26 protein-coding genes, 1 tRNA gene, 1 pseudogene and 1 riboswitch are annotated in these 17,923 nt (G+C 69.3%); of the genes and pseudogenes, 9 read left to right on the plus strand and 19 right to left on the minus strand.

The features are described from left to right. Window positions 1-15: 15 nt before the first annotated feature. Complete coding sequence (locus tag O1W71_RS10245; protein WP_269267745.1) at window positions 16-843, minus strand: transglutaminase-like domain-containing protein; 828 nt, start codon at window positions 841-843, stop codon at window positions 16-18. A gap of 72 nt (window positions 844-915) precedes the next feature. On the opposite strand from O1W71_RS10245, the pseudogene O1W71_RS10250 reads away from it, so the two are divergent. Together O1W71_RS10250 and O1W71_RS10255 are read left to right on the plus strand one after the other, a co-directional pair. Next, a pseudogene (locus O1W71_RS10250) lies at window positions 916-1,044 on the plus strand (RidA family protein); the annotation flags it as partial. Window positions 1,045-1,119: 75 nt separating this feature from the next. Then, window positions 1,120-1,926, plus strand: a complete 807-nt coding sequence (locus tag O1W71_RS10255) for an SGNH/GDSL hydrolase family protein (protein ID WP_269267746.1) — start codon at window positions 1,120-1,122, stop codon at window positions 1,924-1,926. Between the two features lie 17 nt (window positions 1,927-1,943). Here the strand turns inward: O1W71_RS10255 and O1W71_RS10260 are convergent, their stop codons facing one another. From O1W71_RS10260 to O1W71_RS10275, 4 genes are read right to left on the minus strand one after another with little or no spacing between them, the layout of a single operon-like run. Further along, the gene (locus tag O1W71_RS10260; protein WP_269267747.1) at window positions 1,944-2,327 is read right to left on the minus strand and encodes a YybH family protein; all 384 of its coding nucleotides are present in this window, start codon (window positions 2,325-2,327) and stop codon (window positions 1,944-1,946) included. After that, window positions 2,324-2,923: a GNAT family N-acetyltransferase gene (locus tag O1W71_RS10265; protein WP_269267748.1), complete on the minus strand. Its 600-nt coding sequence runs from the start codon at window positions 2,921-2,923 to the stop codon at window positions 2,324-2,326. The genes O1W71_RS10260 and O1W71_RS10265 overlap by 4 nt, the downstream gene beginning before the upstream one ends. After that, window positions 2,920-3,273 carry a transcriptional regulator gene (locus O1W71_RS10270; RefSeq protein ID WP_114588473.1) on the minus strand — a complete coding sequence of 118 codons (354 nt, stop codon included), beginning with the start codon at window positions 3,271-3,273 and terminating at the stop codon, window positions 2,920-2,922. Before O1W71_RS10270 ends, O1W71_RS10265 begins: the two co-directional genes overlap by 4 nt. Beyond that, on the minus strand, window positions 3,270-3,695 hold the full coding sequence (locus tag O1W71_RS10275; RefSeq protein WP_269267749.1) for a hypothetical protein: 426 nt from the start codon (window positions 3,693-3,695) through the stop codon (window positions 3,270-3,272). Before O1W71_RS10275 ends, O1W71_RS10270 begins: the two co-directional genes overlap by 4 nt. Before the next feature lie 88 nt (window positions 3,696-3,783). Here O1W71_RS10275 and O1W71_RS10280 point away from each other — a divergent pair. Next, a tRNA-Arg gene (locus tag O1W71_RS10280) sits at window positions 3,784-3,859 on the plus strand. 77 nt (window positions 3,860-3,936) lie between these two features. Here O1W71_RS10280 and O1W71_RS10285 read toward each other — a convergent pair. The 4 genes from O1W71_RS10285 to O1W71_RS10300 form a co-directional block, all read right to left on the minus strand. Next, the gene (locus O1W71_RS10285) at window positions 3,937-4,722 is read right to left on the minus strand and encodes an NAD(P)H-dependent oxidoreductase (RefSeq protein WP_269267750.1); all 786 of its coding nucleotides are present in this window, start codon (window positions 4,720-4,722) and stop codon (window positions 3,937-3,939) included. Beyond that, complete coding sequence (locus O1W71_RS10290) at window positions 4,719-5,318, minus strand: TetR/AcrR family transcriptional regulator (protein WP_269267751.1); 600 nt, start codon at window positions 5,316-5,318, stop codon at window positions 4,719-4,721. Before O1W71_RS10290 ends, O1W71_RS10285 begins: the two co-directional genes overlap by 4 nt. Before the next feature lie 131 nt (window positions 5,319-5,449). Continuing rightward, window positions 5,450-6,478 carry a CNNM domain-containing protein gene (locus O1W71_RS10295; RefSeq protein WP_269267752.1) on the minus strand — a complete coding sequence of 343 codons (1,029 nt, stop codon included), beginning with the start codon at window positions 6,476-6,478 and terminating at the stop codon, window positions 5,450-5,452. After that, complete coding sequence (locus tag O1W71_RS10300) at window positions 6,475-7,902, minus strand: hemolysin family protein (protein ID WP_269267753.1); 1,428 nt, start codon at window positions 7,900-7,902, stop codon at window positions 6,475-6,477. The genes O1W71_RS10295 and O1W71_RS10300 overlap by 4 nt, the downstream gene beginning before the upstream one ends. A gap of 244 nt (window positions 7,903-8,146) precedes the next feature. Here O1W71_RS10300 and O1W71_RS10305 point away from each other — a divergent pair, with 244 nt between their 5' ends. Then, entirely contained in the window at window positions 8,147-8,749 is a 603-nt protein-coding gene (locus O1W71_RS10305) for a TetR/AcrR family transcriptional regulator (protein WP_269267754.1), read from the plus strand. A gap of 18 nt (window positions 8,750-8,767) precedes the next feature. On the opposite strand, the gene O1W71_RS10310 is transcribed toward O1W71_RS10305, so the two are convergent. Then, window positions 8,768-9,925, minus strand: a complete 1,158-nt coding sequence (locus O1W71_RS10310; RefSeq protein WP_269267755.1) for a hypothetical protein — start codon at window positions 9,923-9,925, stop codon at window positions 8,768-8,770. Between the two features lie 102 nt (window positions 9,926-10,027). Between O1W71_RS10310 and O1W71_RS10315 the strand changes: the two genes are divergently transcribed. Together O1W71_RS10315 and O1W71_RS10320 are read left to right on the plus strand one after the other, a co-directional pair. After that, window positions 10,028-11,104: a peptidoglycan DD-metalloendopeptidase family protein gene (locus O1W71_RS10315; RefSeq protein WP_269267756.1), complete on the plus strand. Its 1,077-nt coding sequence runs from the start codon at window positions 10,028-10,030 to the stop codon at window positions 11,102-11,104. 15 nt (window positions 11,105-11,119) lie between these two features. After that, the gene (locus O1W71_RS10320) at window positions 11,120-11,632 is read left to right on the plus strand and encodes a hypothetical protein (protein WP_269267757.1); all 513 of its coding nucleotides are present in this window, start codon (window positions 11,120-11,122) and stop codon (window positions 11,630-11,632) included. An 87-nt stretch (window positions 11,633-11,719) separates the two neighbouring features. Here the strand turns inward: O1W71_RS10320 and O1W71_RS10325 are convergent, their stop codons facing one another. From O1W71_RS10325 to O1W71_RS10335, 3 genes are read right to left on the minus strand one after another with little or no spacing between them, the layout of a single operon-like run. Further along, window positions 11,720-11,932, minus strand: a complete 213-nt coding sequence (locus O1W71_RS10325) for a hypothetical protein (RefSeq protein ID WP_269267759.1) — start codon at window positions 11,930-11,932, stop codon at window positions 11,720-11,722. Between the two features lie 42 nt (window positions 11,933-11,974). After that, window positions 11,975-12,325, minus strand: coding sequence for a peptide ABC transporter permease (locus O1W71_RS10330; protein ID WP_112617290.1), 351 nt, complete (start codon window positions 12,323-12,325; stop codon window positions 11,975-11,977). Further along, complete coding sequence (locus tag O1W71_RS10335) at window positions 12,322-12,708, minus strand: DUF7882 family protein (RefSeq protein WP_240309725.1); 387 nt, start codon at window positions 12,706-12,708, stop codon at window positions 12,322-12,324. The genes O1W71_RS10330 and O1W71_RS10335 overlap by 4 nt, the downstream gene beginning before the upstream one ends. 119 nt (window positions 12,709-12,827) lie before the next feature. On the opposite strand from O1W71_RS10335, the gene O1W71_RS10340 reads away from it, so the two are divergent. Beyond that, a complete protein-coding gene (locus tag O1W71_RS10340) occupies window positions 12,828-13,340 on the plus strand; it encodes a MarR family winged helix-turn-helix transcriptional regulator (protein WP_269267761.1) in 513 nt (170 codons plus the stop codon). 4 nt (window positions 13,341-13,344) lie between these two features. Here O1W71_RS10340 and O1W71_RS10345 read toward each other — a convergent pair whose 3' ends face one another. Continuing rightward, a complete protein-coding gene (locus tag O1W71_RS10345) occupies window positions 13,345-14,145 on the minus strand; it encodes a DNA-formamidopyrimidine glycosylase family protein (RefSeq protein ID WP_269267762.1) in 801 nt (266 codons plus the stop codon). Between the two features lie 117 nt (window positions 14,146-14,262). On the opposite strand from O1W71_RS10345, the gene O1W71_RS10350 reads away from it, so the two are divergent. After that, entirely contained in the window at window positions 14,263-15,099 is an 837-nt protein-coding gene (locus tag O1W71_RS10350) for an alpha/beta fold hydrolase (RefSeq protein WP_269267763.1), read from the plus strand. Window positions 15,100-15,174: 75 nt separating this feature from the next. On the opposite strand, the gene O1W71_RS10355 is transcribed toward O1W71_RS10350, so the two are convergent. Beyond that, window positions 15,175-15,657 (minus strand): pyridoxamine 5'-phosphate oxidase family protein, encoded by a 483-nt coding sequence (locus O1W71_RS10355; protein ID WP_269267764.1) that lies wholly within the window; start codon window positions 15,655-15,657, stop codon window positions 15,175-15,177. 113 nt (window positions 15,658-15,770) lie between these two features. Beyond that, window positions 15,771-15,962, minus strand: a complete 192-nt coding sequence (locus O1W71_RS10360) for a hypothetical protein (RefSeq protein WP_269267765.1) — start codon at window positions 15,960-15,962, stop codon at window positions 15,771-15,773. Window positions 15,963-16,121: 159 nt separating this feature from the next. Here O1W71_RS10360 and O1W71_RS10365 point away from each other — a divergent pair, with 159 nt between their 5' ends. Then, window positions 16,122-16,301, plus strand: coding sequence for a hypothetical protein (locus O1W71_RS10365; RefSeq protein ID WP_023955275.1), 180 nt, complete (start codon window positions 16,122-16,124; stop codon window positions 16,299-16,301). On the opposite strand, the gene O1W71_RS10370 is transcribed toward O1W71_RS10365, so the two are convergent. From O1W71_RS10370 to O1W71_RS10380, 3 genes are all read right to left on the minus strand, one after another. After that, window positions 16,233-16,646, minus strand: coding sequence for a DMT family transporter (locus tag O1W71_RS10370; protein ID WP_269267766.1), 414 nt, complete (start codon window positions 16,644-16,646; stop codon window positions 16,233-16,235). The two genes, O1W71_RS10365 and O1W71_RS10370, sit on opposite strands and share 69 nt — an antisense overlap. 1 nt (window position 16,647) lies before the next feature. Further along, a complete protein-coding gene (locus O1W71_RS10375) occupies window positions 16,648-16,962 on the minus strand; it encodes a DMT family transporter (protein WP_114588482.1) in 315 nt (104 codons plus the stop codon). A gap of 10 nt (window positions 16,963-16,972) precedes the next feature. Next, window positions 16,973-17,038, minus strand: a riboswitch (guanidine-III (ykkC-III) riboswitch). Window positions 17,039-17,057: 19 nt separating this feature from the next. Continuing rightward, window positions 17,058-17,915 carry a CPBP family intramembrane glutamic endopeptidase gene (locus tag O1W71_RS10380; RefSeq protein ID WP_269267768.1) on the minus strand — a complete coding sequence of 286 codons (858 nt, stop codon included), beginning with the start codon at window positions 17,913-17,915 and terminating at the stop codon, window positions 17,058-17,060. Between the last annotated feature and the right edge of the window lie 8 nt (window positions 17,916-17,923).

The raw sequence follows: 17,923 nt of genomic DNA on the forward strand, positions 1-17,923 counted from the left end.
GTCTCGCGGACGGCATCACGCGAGGGTGATGAAAGCCTCGTGATCGTCTTGGGCGGGATCGTCGACGGCGGCGTCTCCCCCGACGACCTCGGCATCGACCCGCAGATGCGTGAGCGCGACGTTGCCGCCGTAGTAGCTGAGGAACGCGCAGTCGGCGGCATCCCGGCCGGTCGCGATCCGGACGAGCCCGCGGCGGTTCGACAACCGGGTCGCGTCGATCACGTGCCAGGCGCCGTCGACGTACGCCTCGGCGACCGCGTGGAAATCCATCGGGCGAAGCCCCGGCGCGTAGCAGGCGGCATAGCGCGCGGGAACGTCCATCGCCCGCAGCAGCGCGATCACGAGGTGGGCGTAGTCGCGGCACACCCCCTGTCCGGTCGCGAGGGTCGTGACCGCGGAGTCGGTGCCGAGGCTGAGACCCGGCGCGTAGGTCGTGTTCGTGGCCACGAAGTCGCTGATCGCCGAGACCAGTTCGCGCCCCTGCAGGCCGCGGAACTGCCGACGCGCGTGCGCGAACACCTCGTCGGACTGCGCATAGCGGCTCGGCCGCAGGTACGCGATGGTGTCGAGCTCGCTCGTCGGCGACGGGGCTGCGGAGCCGTCGACGACAGCGCGGTACCGAACCGAGATCGTGCCCGCTTCTCCCGCGAGGCGATGGATGCGCGTGCCCGCGGGAGACGCGGGCGGGTCGACGATCTCGGAGACGGACAGCGAGCGGCAGGCGAGCGTGACGCTCAGTTCTTCGTTGCGGAAACACGCCGCGCGCGACGCGGCGATCTGCAGGATGACGTCGACGGGACCGGTCAGCTGGAGGTCGAGTTCGGCCGTCAGGATGCGCTGCACCGGGTAATCCTCGCACGCAGCGAAGCGCCGTCGGGCCGCTCCCGGCGGTGATCGGATCGGCCGCGATGAGAGGCTGCCTGGGAGGTGGTGCGCGACGCCTTCGGAGACCACGACGTGCCCAGCACGCTGATGGGCGTGACGGTGCTCGGCTACGACGATCAGCTCGTCGAGATCGAAGCCGTCGCCGCCGTCCGCGACTGAGGGGTCGAGCCCCGGGCCGCGCGGTCTTGCCACGCAGGCGTCCCGGCACCCCGTCCGATGACGTACCCTCAGCGTGTGCGAACCCGAAACGCCCGTCCCCGCCGCAGAAGCGTGTGGGCCGTCTCGGCGATCTCGGCCGCCGTCGTCGCGCTGGCGCTGACGGCGTTCCTGCGGCCCTGGGCGGCTCCCACGGCGGCACCGGTGGCGGCGGGACCCGGCGCGGTCGCGAGGATCGAGGCGCCGCCGCTCGCGCTTCCCACGGGGGCTCGCGTTCTGATCTTCGGCGACTCGTGGACCTACGGCTCCGCGGCATCCGATCCGACCCTCGGATACGCCTATGTCGTCGCCCAGCGAACCGGGTGGACGACGATCGTGGACGGCGTCCGCGGCAGCGGCTACCTCAAGCCGGGCATCGACGGTCCCGCGTTCGGCGACCGAATCGCCGCGCTCGACCCCGCACTCGATCCCGACCTCGTGATCATCCAGGGGTCGATCAACGACCGCAAGCAAGGTGCCGCCGGGTACCGCGACGCCGTGAACGCGGCGTGGGACGATCTCGCGGCGACCTACCCCGAAGCGCGCATCGTCGTGCTGGGCCCCGCACCACAGGTGCTCCCGGCCGAGAGTGAGACGGCCCGCATCGACCGGGATCTTGCCGAGCTCGCCGGCGCCCGCGGCTGGTGGTACCTCTCCCCCATCGCCGAGGGTTGGATCACCGACGCCAACTACAGCGACGTCATCGACACCAGTGCCACGGGGCGCGACCACCCATCGACAGCGGGGCACGCGTATCTCGCCGATCGCCTCGCAGCCGACGTCGCGGCGATCACAGATGCACCGGCCGTCGCCGCCGAGCCCGTTCCCGAGCCGCTCGTCCCCTGACCCGCTGGTCTCGCCGCCTAAGCGCCGCTGTGGGGCGAAGGCCCCGCGCTGAGGTGCTCGTGCACGAGGCGCCAGCCCGAGCCGGTGCGGTGGAAGACGTTGGTCGCCCGACCGCGACCGCTTCGGGCCTGTCCGTCGATGTGTCCGCTCCAGCGATACGTGTAGACGGCCACCGCCGCGTCGGCGGCATCCACAACCCACTCGACGTCCTCCGCCCCGTAGACCTCATCGGGGATCAGCACCCAGGTCCGCTCGAAGTAGGTACGGACCGCCGCGAGACCGACGCAGGTGGCATCGCCGAAGTAGTACACCGCGCTCGGGTCGAGCACCTGTTCGACCTCGTCGAAGTCGTGGGTGTTGGTCGCGGCGATGTAGCGGGCGAGCGTCTCGGATGCGGTCATGTCTTGGTCCTTTCCTTCATCGGAGCGGCGGCGCCGACGACGGCGCTCATGCTCCACACCGGTGGCGCGTCCCGCGGTTCGACCCGCGAGACGACCGAGAAGCCGTGTCGTTCGTAGAGCCGGACGTTGCGCTCGTCCGACGTGTCGAGCGCGAATCGGTCGGCACCCCGTCGCCCGCCCTCCGCGAGCGCGAACCGGATGAGGTCGGATGCGAGGCCCTGCCCCTGACCGGCGGGCACGACGCCGACCGTCTCGATCCGCCACGAGTCCGGCTCGGACGGCGTGTCAGCGGCGTCGCCGAGTCGTCCGAGTCGGTCGCCGTGCAGCTGAACGATGCGGTCGACGACGGCCGGTGCCGGGTCGGGCGCATCCGGCGGGAGCACGGCGATCACTCCGTCAGCGGGCCCCGTGACCCCGACGAAGCCGTGGGCGTGCGCGTGCCGCAGGTAGACGAGCTGCAGCTCACGGAGCCGCCACGCGTAGTCATGGTCGGGGATGACATGGCGTGTCCACGCGTAATGCTCGAACGCCTCCGCGAGAGCGTCGGCGGCGGCATCCAGTTCGTTCTCGGCGGCAAGACGAGTGAAAAGTGTCATGCCGGTGCGTCCTTGGGTTGCTTGCGGTCGGATGCCGGTGCTGTCGGCGTCGCGGAACCGGATTCGACGATCGCCTGCAGCGTCGCCAGGTGGCGGGCGAACGCCTCGCGACCGGCATCCGTGATGCCGACCCATGTTCGCGTCCGCCGACCGACGGCTTCTTTCCTGACTTCGACGAGCCCCGCGTCGGCCAGCACGGTGAGCGTCTGCGACAGGGTCGAGTCGCTCACCTCGAGCAGGTCGGCGAGGAAGCGGAAGTCGACGTCCTCGAGATTGCGGAGCGCAGCGAGCAGCGAGAAGCGCACGGGCGAATGGATGAGGGCGTCGATGTCCTTGCGCGGGTGACTCATCGGCGTGAGCTCGGGAAGAGGCAGGCGAAGATCGGAGAGATTGACACGACTCCCGCGAGAACCCACCACCACGGCGACGAGAGCTGGAGCAGTTGGAGCGCCGGGTCGAGCATCAGCGTGTAGAGCGCGAACCAGGTCGCGACCGCGATCCCCATGTTCCGCAGTCCGTTGCGGGGCACCGACCGCTGGTAGCGGAACGCGATGGTCCAGATGCAGAGCGTGGCGAGGAGGAAGGGTGCGAAGGCCTTCCAGTAGCCGACGCCGGCGACGTCGATCGACAGGGTGAACGCGAGCGCGTACGCGGCCTGCGCCACGACGAAGATCCGGAACCAGCGCGTCGCGCGACGCGCATCCCTTCCGGCCTTCGCCCCGACGGCGACCATGCGGGCTGCGTCATCGTATGCGAAGCTGTTTTGCGTCATGCAATGACTTTAACAGTTGTAAAGCGAATGCTGCCACCTCTCCCGCGGTCGTTCCGGTCGCCTCCGCGGTGATAGTCTCGATCGGCACGCCTCCGTAGCTCAGGGGATAGAGCGTTGGTTTCCGGTACCAAAGGTCGCAGGTTCGATTCCTGTCGGGGGCACCAGTGAGCAGAAGGGCAGTCGAGGATTCGGCTGCCCTTCCGTGTACCCAGAGGTGTACCCATCGCGGGCACGGGCCGGCTCAGTCGGCGAGGTGGATGCCGAAGTCGGTCCGGCCGGGATGGATGTCGCTACGCAACGACCGGGTGCCGCGGTAGTCACCGTCGCGGAGCGCGCGGTAGCGACGCGGCGTCTCACTGTCGAGCCCGGCGATGCGGGCACGCAGACGTTCGGCCTCGCGGTCGACGCCCGCGGCATCCAGCCCGTCGGCGTCGTAGACGACATGCAGGTCGAGCGTCTCGATCCCCACGTACCAGAGCGCACCGTGGGTGAGCGGGAACAGGAGCGAGTCGAGGTCGCCGCTGATCCCGCGTTCGCCGATCGAGCGCTCGTCCTCACCCACGGTCACCACGACGAGTGCCCGGCGTCGGGTGAGACCGCCGTCGCCGTAACGCCTCGGCACGCCGAGCTCGGGGTCCATGTCGCCGTAGGCGAACCCGTTCGTGAACACCCGGTCGATCCACCCCTTGAGGACCGCGGGCGGCCCGTACCACCACAGCGGGAACTGCAGCACGAGTAGCTCCGCGGCGGCGAGCTTGCGCTGCTCCTCGAGCACGTCGTCGGGGAAGGGGACGCGACCGTACTCGCCCCCGGCCGGGCCCGACGCCCGGCCGAGCGTCACGTCGAGCTCGCTGTCGGGGAACACGGGATCGAACCCCTGGGCGTACAGGTCGGATGTCGCGACGCTCCGCGTCCGCGACAGCTCGGCGACCCCCTCGCGGAAGAGCCGGGCGTTGAATGAGGTCGATCGCGGATGAGCGAGCACCCAATGAGCGACGCCCGGCGTGGGCTCGTGCGAGATGGTCATGATTCCTCCGGTTCGGTGGCTGGTGTCACGAGGGCGTACAGGACGCGCGTGAGGGTGGACCGCGCCGCCGCGGGGCTCACGCGCCCGCCGAGCGCTGCCCGCGACAGGCCATCGCCGGCGCCGACGAGGGCACGCGCACCGGCGTCGTCGAGACGTCCACCGCACGAGGCGAGCACGTCGTCGCACAACGCGAGGTAGGCGCCTTCCGCCTCGCGCCGCACCTCGACGAGCATCGCGGATCCATCGAGCGCCGAGACGACGTCCGCCAGCTCGCGCCCCTCGGCCAGCGAGCAGTCGATGTAGGCTCCCGCGACGGCGCGGCACACGGCATCGAGCGCGAGCGGCTCGTCGGCGAGCGCGGCGGTGAGAGCCGCCCGCTGCTGCTCCTCGAACTCGCGGTAGAGCTCGGCCAGAGCGCCCGCACGGTCGCCGAAGTGGTCGTACACGACAGGCTTGGTCACCCCCGCGCGCTCGGCGAGCCGACCCAGCGTGAACTCGTCGGTCCCTCGCTCGCGGATCAGCTCGCGAGCGACGGCCAGCAGCTGCGCGCGTCGTTCGTGTCGCGGCATCCGCTGCCGTCGCACACCGTCGCCCATTGCGCCTCCCCCACTAAGTTACTACTAGTAGCTTAGTGGGGTTTCCGGTGTGGTCGGCGTTCACCTGGCAGTTCCCGCCGCCACAGCAGGTGGGAGGCGGCGGGAACTGCCAACTGAGCGAGCGCTCCGCGTCAACTCGCGGGCGCCACCAACTCCGCCTCAGCGGCGCCAGGCAGCACCTCGCGCAGCAGGTCGTCCAGTGTGACGACGCCGAGCAGACGGTCACCGTCGACGACCGTCGCGAGCTGCACGTGTCCGCGGCGCATACGCGCGAGCGCGTCGTAAGCCGACGCATCGGGCGCGAGCACGAGCGCGTCACGGGCGATCTCGAGCGCCGGCGTCTCGGGAGCCACCGCGAGCGTGTCGCGAACGTGCGCGACGCGGCTTGAAGACCCCTCCCCCACGAGGATGCGCAGGTGCGCAGAGGATGCCGCGGCCGCCTGCACATCGGCGGCGGTGGCCGTCGCCGGCACCGCGGTGGGCACCCGATCGGTACGGACGATGTCGCCGACCGTCAGCGACCCGAGGGCGATGGCGCGTGCGATCGGCTCGGAGTACTGCTCCTCGAGCGTTCCCGCGGCGCGCGAGTGCGCGACGATCTCGCGGATGGTGTCGGCGTCCTGACCGCCCGCGGCAGCCTTCTCGACGGGCTCGACACCCGAGGCCTTCACGAGCCGGTTGGCGATGTGATTGATCCACAGCAGGAAGGGACGCAGCGGCCAGGTCAGCGCACGGGCGGTGATGCCCGTCGCCTTAGCGGCCACCTCGGGGTGGGCGATCGCCCACGACTTGGGCGCCATCTCGCCGATGACGAGGTGCAGGAACGTCACCACGATGAGCGCCAGCATGAACGCGATGATGTCGGCGAGCACGTAAGGAAGTCCCCACTGCTCGAACACCGGAGCGAGCGCGTAGTCGATCGCGGGCTTGGTGATGGCACCGAGCAGGAACGTGCACGCCGTGATGCCGAGCTGGGCGAACGCGAGCATGACGGTCAGCTCGTTGACGCCGCGGAGAGCGGCACGCGCGGACGCGCTGCGGTCGGCCTCCTCTTCCAGGCGGTGGCGCCGAGCCGCGAGCAGCGCGAACTCGACGATGACGAAGAACGCGCTCGCCAGGATGAGCGCGATCGTGATGATCGTGACGACCCACCAGCTCATCGGGTGACCTCCTCGGTCGCGCCAGCCGCGACGACGGCATCGACGCCGATCTCGGGACCGGCTTCAACGGCATCCAGATCCACCTCGTGCAGACGCACGACGAGCTCGGAGGGCACGAGACGGGCGACCTCGGCGACCTCGACATCCAGCCAGCGCTGCATCCGCAGCCCCTGCACCGTCTCGGACGCCCGCTCGGGCAGATCGATGCGCACGACCGCGCCCTCGGGCGGCAGGTCACCGTGCTCGCTGATGATGAGACCTGCGATGGTCTCGGCGTCGTCGCGCGGCAGGTCGAAGCCGATCAGGCGCTCGACCTCGTCGAGATGGACGTCGCCGGGCAGACGCCAATGGTCCTCGCCGACGTTCACGATCTCGTGGACCTCGAGGTCGTGTTCGTCGGAGATCTCGCCGATGACCTCCTCGGTCAGATCCTCGATGGTGAGGATGCCGTCGAAGTTGCCGTACTCGTCGACGACGCAGGCGAGCTCGTTGCGCGTCTGCCGCATGCGGTCGAGGGCGACCGGCAGCTGCATCGTCGTCGGCAGCACGACCGCCTCGCGCATCATCGTCGAGACGGGCGCGTCGTCGTCGTGGCGGCCGCGGAGCAGGTCGATGAGCTCGACGACACCGACCGGGTCGTCCTCCTCGCCGATGACGGGATAGCGGGTGTGGCCGGTCGCCATGAGCGCGCGCACCTCTCCGACGGTCGTGTCGGGCGAGATCGAGTCGATGCGCGAGCGCGGGACCATCGCGTGCTCGACGTCGCGCTGCGGGAAGTCGAGGATGCGGTCGATGATCATCGACAGATCGTCGGGCAGATCGCCGCTCGCGCGGGACTCCTCGATGATCGCTTCGAGGTCGCGCGCGGTCGCGCTCTCGTCGACGTCTTCGAGCGGCTCGATGCGCAGCAGCCGCAGCAGGGCGTTCGCGGCGACATCGAACACCGTGATGAGCCAGCCGAAGAGCATCAGGTAGATGCGGGTCGGAACCGCGAGGGCGCGGGCCAGGGGCTCCGGGCTGGCGATGGCGAGGTTCTTGGGATACAGCTCGCCGAAGATCATCGTCACGATGGTGGCCAGCAGCAGCGCGCCCACCGTTCCGATGAGCACCGAGACAGCCGGATCGATGCCGACGCCGCCCAGCAGCGTGCCGATGGACTCGCCGATGAGGGGCTCCGCGACGTAACCGATCAGCAGGCCGGTGACCGTGATGCCGAGCTGCGCGCCCGAGAGCATGAACGACGTGCGCTTGGTGATCGCGAGCACACGTGCCGCCTGGGCGTCGCCCTTCTCGGCACGGGCGGTCATGCGCGACCGGTCGACGGACATGTACGCGAACTCCTGCGCGACGAAGAAGCCGCAGGCGGCGATGATCGCCAGTGTCAGCAGGATTCCCAACAGCAGCGTCAGGACTGCTTCGATCATTCGGATTCACCCCCTCTCTCAGCGAGGGGGTACGAAGATCGACCCTCCTGGTCGGTGGAGGAATGGCGATTGCTCACGGGTGTTCTTTCTCGATAGGGCACGGGTGGGCACTCACAGGATAGCGGGCCGTCGGCGAGACCGGGCCGAGGCCTACGCGGCACGGGGCACCGGAACCCGCGCCGAACGATCCGCAGCACGAAGCGTCGCGGGCATGCGCGAAGAGGCCACAGCTACAGTGACGGGCATGTCCGGGAAAAGGGTCGGTCGCCCGCGCGTCGAGGACATCACCGAGGAACTTCTCCGGGAAGGCGAGCGGGTCCTCGCCGAGGAGGGCTTCTGCGCTCTCACGGTCGACGGCCTCGTGAGCCGGGCCGGGTCGACGCGCCCCACCTTCTATCGGCGGTTTCGAAGCACGGCCCACCTCGCCGTCGCCGTCTTGTCTCGCCGATTCGAACCGGGGCCGCTGCCCGATACCGGCTCGCTTGCCGGCGACCTTCGGGCGGTCCAGCGGGAGGGGATCGCTGTGCTCTCCGACCCGGTCGCTCGAAACAGCGTGGTCGACCTCGTGGGGGTCGCAAGGACGGACGAAGATCTCTCGGCGCTGCTCGACGCGGAGTTCATCCGCCCGCGCCGCGCCCGCGTGAAGCAGGTGATCGATGCCGCCTTTGCGCGACGAGAGACCGAGCCCCCGGACGTGGATGCCGATCAGGTCTACGACCTGCTGATGGGCCCCCTCATCACACGCATGTTCTTGCCGCCGTACGCCCCGCCCGACGACGCTCTCGCCGAGAGCAGCGTTCGTTCCGCGCTCACTCGGCTCGGGTCGGACGACCTCGCCCGCCCGTGAGTCGCGCCGGCCTGGGGGTCAGTCGCGGGTGAGCCCGCTGCCGTCAGCCGACATCCGGAACGACGCGCTCTCGTAGTCGGTCTCGAGTGAGAAGTTGATCTCGACGGGCCCCGACTTCTCTCCGGAAGACACCGCTTCGGCGCCGCCCCACGTGCGCATGACCGTCGCCCCCGCGTCATCGACGGGGAGCCCACTCTGGGACGCGGCCTCTTCCATGGCCGGAAGAATGCGTGCAAGATCGACCTCCTCCCATGAGAAGGCCTCCGTGGCCGACTTCGGTTGGATCGACACGGCGCCGGAATGCTCGACCTGACCGCCGCGGTACATCCACCTGTCAGTATGCGTGGTGCCGGCGGTGACGGGAGCCTCGACGATGACGAAATCCGGGGTGACGTAGATCGAGCTCACGCGGTCGTGGCCGATCTCGCGTTCGAGAGCGGCTTGGGCCTGGGCAAGCGGGCCGGGCTGACGCATGTCGACGTGCGCCCTGCCGTCGAGCACCGCCTCGACGGTCTGTGCCACGGCCTCCCGATAGGGCGCGACGACAGCGACGGCCACCGCGACGGCGACAGCCGTGAACACGAGCAGGCGCAGCAGCCGGCCGCGTCTGCCCACGCCGATCAGCGGCCCCTTGCGGCGCCCGCCGGAGATGCGGGTGTGGCTCGCGATGGGGACGAACCCAACCGACGACCGATCGGGGACCGTGAGGTTGCCGACCTCAGACGGTGAGAGCTCACCGTCGACGAAGGCGACCTCGGGTCCGCCGTCGAGAAGGATGGCGACCTGGCGCTGAACTCCGGGCTGGAACGCGGGAAGCTGCGTCAGGGCGACGACGGTGCGCAGAGTGGTCGCGTACGCCTCCCCCTGGATCGGCCGCACGGTCAGGTCGATCTCGCACAACGGCTGATCGTTGATCTGGGTACCGGTCTGCCGGATCGCATCGACGCGGGCGAGGCCGAGCCGCCGCGAGTCGAGAGCGCGACGGAGATCGTCCTTCGATACCGCCACTCCCCCGGCCATCGATCGGCCGATGAGGATGAACGTCCCGCTGATGATCGCGACTGGAAGCGCGATGCTGATGATCGCCCAGCCGGCATCCGGCGGTCCGACGTACTCGACCACCGCGCCACCGAGGAGCGCGCCGACAGCTGCGAAGAAGATCAGGCGGAGCACCATCCGACCCTATCGGCGGGGCGCGAGCCGCGGAGAAACGTCCCAGCGGCGGGAGGGGGGAGACCGAACCTCGGCAGGATCTCAGCCTCCTGTTAGGTTCTTCTCGTGTCGACGGACGAGAACGAGACCCCGCGAGCGCTCAGCCGCCGGGCGGTGCTGCTCGGATCCGTCGCGGCTGGCTCTTTGGTGCTCGCCTCTGCGACACCCGCCCGAGCCCTGACCTACAGCGTGAAGACGCCTGCCGAGCATGCCGCGCTTCCGATCGTCTGGGGATACCCCTTCGCCAGCCGCGCGACACGCGGATCCGGCGTCGACGGATACCCCGGGCAGACGTACAGCGGCCACATCGGCGCCGACTACTACGTGACCCCCCGAATCGGAACCACGATCCTCGCGGTCGCCGACGGCACGGTGACCGCTGTCGGTGACGACGGCGATGTGAGCCGCGGCGTGTTCGTGGTCGTCCAGCACGCTGCGGGTGTGCGCTCTGAGTACCTGCACATGGAACGTGGCAGCCCCATGGTGAGCGTCGGCCAACGCGTGTTCCGATGGACCCCGCTGGGCCGAACGGGGAACACAGGAGACGTGCGACCGCGCACGGAGGCCAACGCTCACCTCCATCTGGCGATCTTCTCGGGCCCCCACCGCACCGGAACGGTCTGGAACCCCGCGTGGCTCATCGAGGGAGCGCCGCTGCCGGCGACGTCGCCCACAGCGGCGACTCCGGTTTACCGGTTCTGGAGCGCTCGCTACCAGGGACACTTCTATACGGCGAGCTCGGCCGAGCGCGATGGCATCGCAGCTCGCTGGCCCGACATCTGGTCGTATGAAGGAACCGCCTATCGGGCGTTCACGACTCAGGTTTCCGGCACGGTGCCGCTCTTCCGCTTCTGGAGCACCCAGTATAACGGCCACTTCTATACGACGGATGCCGGCGAGCGGGATGCGGTCATCGCTCGTTGGCCTGATATCTGGTCGTACGAGGGCACCGCGTTCTTCGTCTATCCAGCCGGCTCGTCCGTGCCCGATACGGTGACCGTCGCCCGGTTCTGGAGTCCGTCCGCACGGCACCACTTTTATACCGCGCGCGCGGAGGAGCGCGACGGCGTGATCGCGCGCTGGCCTGACATCTGGCAATACGAGGGAGACAGCTTCCGCGTGCCCGCAAGCGTCGAGAACTGAGAACGAGGAGTACCCATGACCGGCATCGTCCTTCGGCGTCGCATCAGCGTGCCAGCCATCCTCGCATTCGCGCTGCTCACCGCGGGGTGCGCCACCCCGGGCATCGGCGGCGCGGCAGCACCCTCGCCATCGCCGACCCCGAGCGAGACCCTGTCACCGACGACTCAGCCGGAACCGTCCGCGAAGCCGGACTCGACGACGCCCCCGGTCTCCTCGCCGGCACCGTCCCTGTCGACATCCGATCTGCTCGATGCGTGCCTCGTCGCGGTCAGAGACGGAAACGCTCCGGCGTCCGAGCAACTCGATCGTTCCACGGTCGAGAGCGGTAGTGCCCGATCCGCGCTCCGCCCGGATGGCCTCTGGTACGTCGTCGTCCCCGTCACCGATCCCACGGTCGATGCGCCGCTCGAATACGCGTGCCTGCTGAACGCCGACATGACCGTCGATGCGAGCTGGGGTCGACTCGCCCCGGACGCGGATGACTTCGATCAGTGGTCCACGGCTACGGAGCCTGCTGACGGCTTGTGACTCTGTGAACGTCGCGTCGTCCAGACAAGAACACCCCGGTTGACGCGAAAATGCCCGGAGAGCAGGTCTCCGGGCACATCGATCGGGTCAGGACTTCTCGTCTTCTTCCGGTTCGAAAGTCGAGGCGGTTCCGGTGTGTCCGGCCGCGACGCCGTCCGGGTTGCTCGGGATGGTGCCGTCCTTGCCGAGACCTCCCGGCTCAGGCGTGCCGTCGCCGTCGGTGTCGGCCGTGGAGACCTCGACGTCGGGACCCTCGTACGCGCTCTCGTCGGTGTCACGACGGGTGTCATCGTTGCTCATGGCGTTCTCCTTCTCTTCGGCGACGGCCGATGCCGTCCGGTCTCAGATGAACGGAGCCAGTGCTCCGGCGGTCAGGGCGAGTGCACCGGCGACAGCGCCCGAGGCGGTGGCCGTCATCCGCAGATGACGACGTGCGCGGGACTTCCGGGCCCGGTTTCCCGGCGCCTCGGTCGTCAGAAGCGAGTGCTGCGCTTCCTTCAGCGTCGCGAAGCGGCCGATGGGAGTGGCCTGACCGTCGAACGCGATGAAGTGCCCATCGGGAGAGGTGTCGACGGATCCGACGAACTCGCCGTCGGTGGAGGCGACGTAGAAACCGGGGGCGACCGTCGACCAGGTGATCGTGCGCGCAGTGAGGATGCGCGGCGCTTCGGGGGCGCGCTCGAGCAGGCTCATGCTGCGGTCGCCAGCTCGCTCGGAGCGGCCGCGATGGTCTCGGCAGCGGCGGGAGCAGCGGCGATCGGTGTCGCCGGAGCGACGTCGAACTCCGCGAAGTCGACGACGAGGCCGGTCGACGAGGTCGCCGCGCGTGCCATCTCGGTGAGGAGCGCCGAGTCGAGCTTCTCCATCTCCGCCCCGCCGAAGACGAAGCGAAGCGGGATCGCGGGCTGCAGCCAGATGGTCTGACGTCCCGCGGCGATGTCGGCGCCGTGACGCCAGGTGAGCGTGAAGCTCTCGGAGCGACGGAGCTTCGTCGCGGTCAGCACCTTGAGGTGCGCGAGCAGGCGGTCCGGGATCTCGATCGACTCGGTCGCGTTGCCGTAGAACAGCTGGCCCATTGTTGCTCCTCACAGATGCTGGATGACTTGTTCGGAACGCTACTAGGTGGACAAGTATCTCGTCAAGTTAGATATCTGGTAAGGTAAAACTCACCGGCCACGAACGCGGAGGTGTGCAGATGAGCGGCTTCTTCTACAACGACGAGCGTCAGCGCGCGACCAGCGCGCTCGAGGCGTTGCGTCTCTACCAGGCGGCCGAGGCGGCGATGCGACGCCGCACGCGCGAGTCGATGTCGATGGGCGAGAACGAGCTGCTGGTCATCCGCCAGCTTCTGCGCGCGCAGTCGCGCAACGTTCCCGTGAAGCCAGGGGACGTCGCTAAATACCTCGGCATCTCCACGGCCAGCACGACGAGCCTTCTCGACCGCCTCGAGTCCGCCGGCTACCTTCGTCGCGTGCCGCACCCGAGCGACCGGCGCAGCGTCTATCTCGAACCGACCGAACGCGCAGACGACGAGGTCCGTTCCACACTGTCGGCCATGCACGACCGTATGCATCAGGTGGCCGATGAGACCACGCCCGAGGCGACCGCGGCCGTGATCGACTTCCTCTCGCGAATGCAGGATGCGGTCGACTCCGTCGAGCCGGCCCCCGGTCTGCAGCGCCAGCGCGGAGCAGCGCCGGCCGGCTGATCCGTCAGCTTCGGCGCGGCTGGCAGGCGGGGCACCACCACGTGCGTCGTCGTCCCGGATCACCCGTGACCTCGGCGCGCACGAGGATGCGCGTCCCGCACCTGAGGCACGGCTTGCCGGCGCGGCCGACCACCCAGTGCGCGCTCCCCCGACGCGCGGTGCCGGTGGTCACCTGATACATACCGGGCACTGTCGCGGAGAGGCGCAGAGCGCGCGCGGCACGGGCGACGAGCGACTCGAGGTCAGCGATCGCAATGGGGTCGAACGGGTGGACGCCCGAGAGGAACGCGAGTTCGTTCACCCAGAGGTTTCCCAGCCCCGCGATGTTGCGCTGATCGAGCAGAGCGCCGGCGAACGTCCGATCCGGACGGGCACGGAGCCGCCGAACGGCCTCGACGGCATCCCAGTCGTCGCGCAGCGGGTCCGGCCCCAGGTGACCGAGCGCGGTCGCGACGCCGTTCGCGCGCAGCAGTTCGACGACGGGCATATCGATGCCCCACAGCGTCGCGCCGTCGTCCAACTCGGCTCGCACACGCACGGCCGGCTGCACGCGCACGGGAACGACGCGCCCCGAACGGGTGACCGTCCACGACCCCTGCATCAGAAGATGCGTGTGGAGTGCGAAATCGGGATCGAGCCAGGTGATGAGATGTTTGCCCCAGGTCTCGAGCCCCGCGATCCGCCAACCGTCCAGAGATGTCCCGGCCGCCGGGCCAGAGCGCAGTTCTCCGGACAAGATCGTCCGATCCACGACCTGAGGCCGGAGCCGGGCTGCCATGCGGAAGACGCTGTCACCTTCCGGCACGGGCTCCCCCGAACATCACGCCGACCTCATTCCTCCAGTCTGCCGCGGGCGCCTAGCCTCGGCTCCGAGAACCGTCAACTGCTCGAAAAACGCTTCGGATGCGATGACGATGTGGTCATGACTGAGATCACCGCCCACAAGGGCCTCTTCAACGACATCGAGCTGCACGTCGACGACACCGGCGGATCGGGTCGCCCGGTCGTGCTGATCCACGGCTGGCCGCTGTCGGCGGAATCGTGGTCCGAGCAGATTCCCGCGCTCACTGCCGCCGGGTACCGCGTCGTCGCCTACGACCGCCGCGGCTTCGGACGCAGCGACAAGCCTCGCTCGGGCTACGACTACAACACGTTCGCTCAGGACCTGGCATCCGTCCTCGACACCCTCGACCTGCGCGACGCGACCCTGGTCGGCTTCTCGATGGGAGGCGGCGAAGTCGCCCGTTATGTCGCCAATCACGGCCAGGACCGGCTGCGGAGCGTCGTGTTCGCCGCCGCGGTGCCGCCGTACCTCGCGCAGACGCCCGATAACCCGGAGGGCCCGCTCACACAGGAGGCCGCCGACGAGATGGAGAACGGCCTCCGCGCGGATGAAGCGACCTTCTACGACGGCTTCACGACCGCCTTCTTCTCCGTCGACGGCGAGCTCAAGGTCACGGAGGAGCAGCGCCAGGAGGCCCTCGCGCTCGCGCGCCAGGCCGACCACCACGCGGCACTGAAGTCGATGGAGGCGTGGGCGACGACCGACTTCCGCCGCGATCTGGCCGCGGTGACCGTGCCCGCGCTGATCATCCACGGCGACGGCGACGGCACCGTCCCCTTCGAGGGCTCGGGCAAGCGGACCCACGAGCAGCTTCCAGGCAGCGAGCTGGCGCTCATCGAAGACGCACCTCATGGCCTCAACGTGAGCCACGCCCGCGAGTTCAACGACGCCCTGCTCGCCTTCCTCGCGAAGTAGGACTGCTCCGCTCTACGACGATGGGCCGTCCCGCAGCAGCGGCGACGGCCCATCGTGGCGTAGAGGCCCGCAGACTCAGAGGTCCAGCTTCTCGTTGCGGCCCTCGTAGGTCTCTCCGGTGATCTTCGACTTGATCAGGCCGATGGCGGTCGCGATGCGTCCGCCGGCACTGCTCCAGTACTCCCCCGAGATCGCGTCGACCCGCAGCAGCGTGATGCTGGGGTCGTCCGGGCCGTCGGGGAACCAGGCCTCGAGAGTGCTCGACCAGTAGTGTTCGAGGCGAGCGCGGTCGTCGACGATGGTCGCCTCACCGGCGAGCGAGACCCACGCGTCGTCCTTGCTGAGGGCGACGCCGACGGCGGGCCGCGAGGCCACGTGCGTCGCGACGGACGATCCGCGGTCGACGACGAACCAGAGGTCTCCGTCGAACTCGGCCTCCTGCACCGTCAGCGGCCGCGCTGTGAGCTTCCCCGATTCGTCGACCGTCGTCACCATGGCGAACCGGAACTCGGGCAGCAGCTCCGCCAGGATCGCGCGGGGGTCTTCGTTGTCACTCATCGTTTCTCCTTCGATCCGGCGTGGTCGTCATCCGTGGGTCCAGGCTCGCACCGAGACCGGCCGTCGGTCGCCGTCTTGACAGCCGACTGGATACGCGACAGTCGCGCGACCCCTCAACCGCCCGAGGGGTTCTCGAGCGGCTGACCGTCGCCATTGGTCGTCGTGTCGGCATCTCCGCCATGGCCCTCCGGTGCGGGCTCGTCGGGCGCCGCGCTCGGAGCCCCCGGAAAGGCCGATGCCCCGCCGGTGGCGGTTCCGGTCTCGATGTCGTCGCCGGGGATGTCGGGACGCTGTCGGTCGCTCATGTGTTCGTCCTCTCGTCGTTGCGTGACCGCGACGCTACGCACCGAGCCGGCGCGGACCGAGGGTATTGACACACGTGAGGCACGGATCATCCCGCAGGGGGATGCTTCTCAGCCGATCGACCGACGCGTCGCAGGGCCACCGCTTCGTAGCGTCGAACTGTGACCGCCGCTCCCCTCTCTCCCCTCGACCGCATCCACCTCGCCGCCGGCCGCGGTCGCGCCCTCGTCGGCTCGATCCTGGGCAACATCGCCATCCTCGGCATCATCGCCCTAGCCGCGCTCGTCGTGCCGATCGCCGCCGCTCTCGTCTTCGGTCCCGCGCTCCTCGCTCGGCTGTGACCCCCGCGCCGCAGGCCTGGTCGTGGCCGGAACGAGCTTCAAGCCGATGACAGCGACCACGATGCCGGCGATGAAGACCACCTTGCCCGGAGCGAACGCTTCTGCGCCCGTCGCGATCGACCAGGTCACGGTCAGCGCCGCGCCCACCCCCACCCAGACCGCGTAGGCCGTACCGATCGGAATGTGCTTCATAGCGCGTCCGAGCCCGAGCATGCTGAGCAGCAGACCGATGGCGAACACGACACTCGGCACGGGGTGGCGTAGCCCGTCCGATTCGCCCAGGGCCGTCGCCCAGACAGCCTCGCAGACCGCGCTGGCGAGCAGGATCGTCCATGCACGCGTCATGTCAGCTCACCACCTTGAGGCCGACGACGCAGGCGACCAGGAGCAGAAGCAGGAGGATGCGCGCGGTCGACGCGCGCTCGCGACGGGTCACCATCGCCCACACGACAGTGAGCGTCGCTCCGACCCCGACCCAGACGGCGTAGGCGGTGCCGGTCGGCAGCTCGGTCATCGCGTATGCGAGGCCCGCCATGCTCGCGGCGAGCGCGACGACGAAGAGCGACGCGGGCCGTTTGCGGCGGAATCCCTCGGATGCCGCGAGCGCGGCAGCCCATACCGCCTCGAGGACGCCGGCTGCGATCAGGATCACCCATGCCATGACAGACCTGTCCGAGTCAGTCTTGTCCGTTGCGGGTACTGCTCCCTCGTCCGCGGGCCCCGCGTCGGGGCCCCACGACCCAGCGTAGCCGCGGGTCAGGGCGCCGGGACGAGGAACAGCGCGTCGAGGAGACCCGGATTGTGCGCGTGGACGAGCACGCCGAAGACGACCGCGTCGAAGAGCAGGTGCACCGTCACGACATAGGTGAGCGACCGCGTACGCAGGAAGATGTAGCCCTGCAGGAGCGCGAACGGGATGGTCAGCACGGGTCCCCAGGCGCGGTACCCGAGCTCCCAGAGGAATGAGACGAACACGATCATCTGCAGGACGTTGGCCGAGACATCGGCGAAGTGCCGCCGCAGCAGCGCGAAGCAGGTGCAGATGAAGAACAGCTCGTCCCAGATGCCCACGGCGCCGACGCCGACGAAGAGGCGCGCGATGAGGTCGGGGGTGTCGACGACGGGCCAGTTGGTGTAAACGCCCGACGTGATGAAGTAGAACGGCAGGATCAGCCAGCCGAGCACGAGGACCGCGGCGAGCCAGACCCACTGGAAGGTGGTCCAGCGCCCTCCGCCGCGCCAGGGGAAGCGGATGGCGTGATCGCGATACACGAAGCGCGAGACGAGGTACGGCAGCAGCACCGCCCCGCCCAGCGCGAGGGTGAAGCGCAGCATCGCGAGATTGTCGAGCTCGGCCTTCAGGTCGATGAGGCTCACGACGACGAGACCGAGGGCGATCAGGGAGAGATCGCGCGCCAGCGAGGGCCGCGTCTCCTCGCCCACCCGCCAGCGGTCGACGCCGAGAGCCGAGACGAGCCCCAGGACCAGGAGCGTCCACCCGAGCCAGGGCTGCAGCAGCACGAAGAACGCCGGCGCCGCCAGGCAGACCAGAAGGGCGGGCACGGTGCTCGCCGAGACGACGGGGCGGGCGGCCAGTCCCGGGTGCGTCTTCACGGCGTCCG

Origin of the sequence: Microbacterium sp. H37-C3, assembly GCF_027157935.1 — a bacterium.
Taxonomy (GTDB): domain Bacteria; phylum Actinomycetota; class Actinomycetes; order Actinomycetales; family Microbacteriaceae; genus Microbacterium; species Microbacterium plantarum.

What these genes read in the sequence shown, in the direction of transcription:
- O1W71_RS10330 (WP_112617290.1), bottom strand. Translation starts at nt 12,325, where the DNA reads ATGAGCCTGCTCGAGCGCGCCCCCGAAGCGCCGCGCATCCTCACTGCG.
- O1W71_RS10295 (WP_269267752.1), bottom strand. Translation starts at nt 6,478, where the DNA reads ATGAGCTGGTGGGTCGTCACGATCATCACGATCGCGCTCATCCTGGCG.
- O1W71_RS10270 (WP_114588473.1), bottom strand. Translation starts at nt 3,273, where the DNA reads ATGAGTCACCCGCGCAAGGACATCGACGCCCTCATCCATTCGCCCGTG.
- O1W71_RS10350 (WP_269267763.1), top strand. Translation starts at nt 14,263, where the DNA reads ATGACTGAGATCACCGCCCACAAGGGCCTCTTCAACGACATCGAGCTG.
- O1W71_RS10320 (WP_269267757.1), top strand. Translation starts at nt 11,120, where the DNA reads ATGACCGGCATCGTCCTTCGGCGTCGCATCAGCGTGCCAGCCATCCTC.
- O1W71_RS10305 (WP_269267754.1), top strand. Translation starts at nt 8,147, where the DNA reads ATGTCCGGGAAAAGGGTCGGTCGCCCGCGCGTCGAGGACATCACCGAG.
- O1W71_RS10300 (WP_269267753.1), bottom strand. Translation starts at nt 7,902, where the DNA reads ATGATCGAAGCAGTCCTGACGCTGCTGTTGGGAATCCTGCTGACACTG.
- O1W71_RS10335 (WP_240309725.1), bottom strand. Translation starts at nt 12,708, where the DNA reads ATGGGCCAGCTGTTCTACGGCAACGCGACCGAGTCGATCGAGATCCCG.
- O1W71_RS10290 (WP_269267751.1), bottom strand. Translation starts at nt 5,318, where the DNA reads ATGGGCGACGGTGTGCGACGGCAGCGGATGCCGCGACACGAACGACGC.
- O1W71_RS10275 (WP_269267749.1), bottom strand. Translation starts at nt 3,695, where the DNA reads ATGACGCAAAACAGCTTCGCATACGATGACGCAGCCCGCATGGTCGCC.
- O1W71_RS10285 (WP_269267750.1), bottom strand. Translation starts at nt 4,722, where the DNA reads ATGACCATCTCGCACGAGCCCACGCCGGGCGTCGCTCATTGGGTGCTC.
- O1W71_RS10325 (WP_269267759.1), bottom strand. Translation starts at nt 11,932, where the DNA reads ATGAGCAACGATGACACCCGTCGTGACACCGACGAGAGCGCGTACGAG.
- O1W71_RS10355 (WP_269267764.1), bottom strand. Translation starts at nt 15,657, where the DNA reads ATGAGTGACAACGAAGACCCCCGCGCGATCCTGGCGGAGCTGCTGCCC.
- O1W71_RS10370 (WP_269267766.1), bottom strand. Translation starts at nt 16,646, where the DNA reads ATGACGCGTGCATGGACGATCCTGCTCGCCAGCGCGGTCTGCGAGGCT.
- O1W71_RS10265 (WP_269267748.1), bottom strand. Translation starts at nt 2,923, where the DNA reads ATGACACTTTTCACTCGTCTTGCCGCCGAGAACGAACTGGATGCCGCC.
- O1W71_RS10375 (WP_114588482.1), bottom strand. Translation starts at nt 16,962, where the DNA reads ATGGCATGGGTGATCCTGATCGCAGCCGGCGTCCTCGAGGCGGTATGG.
- O1W71_RS10340 (WP_269267761.1), top strand. Translation starts at nt 12,828, where the DNA reads ATGAGCGGCTTCTTCTACAACGACGAGCGTCAGCGCGCGACCAGCGCG.
- O1W71_RS10310 (WP_269267755.1), bottom strand. Translation starts at nt 9,925, where the DNA reads ATGGTGCTCCGCCTGATCTTCTTCGCAGCTGTCGGCGCGCTCCTCGGT.
- O1W71_RS10360 (WP_269267765.1), bottom strand. Translation starts at nt 15,962, where the DNA reads ATGAGCGACCGACAGCGTCCCGACATCCCCGGCGACGACATCGAGACC.
- O1W71_RS10260 (WP_269267747.1), bottom strand. Translation starts at nt 2,327, where the DNA reads ATGACCGCATCCGAGACGCTCGCCCGCTACATCGCCGCGACCAACACC.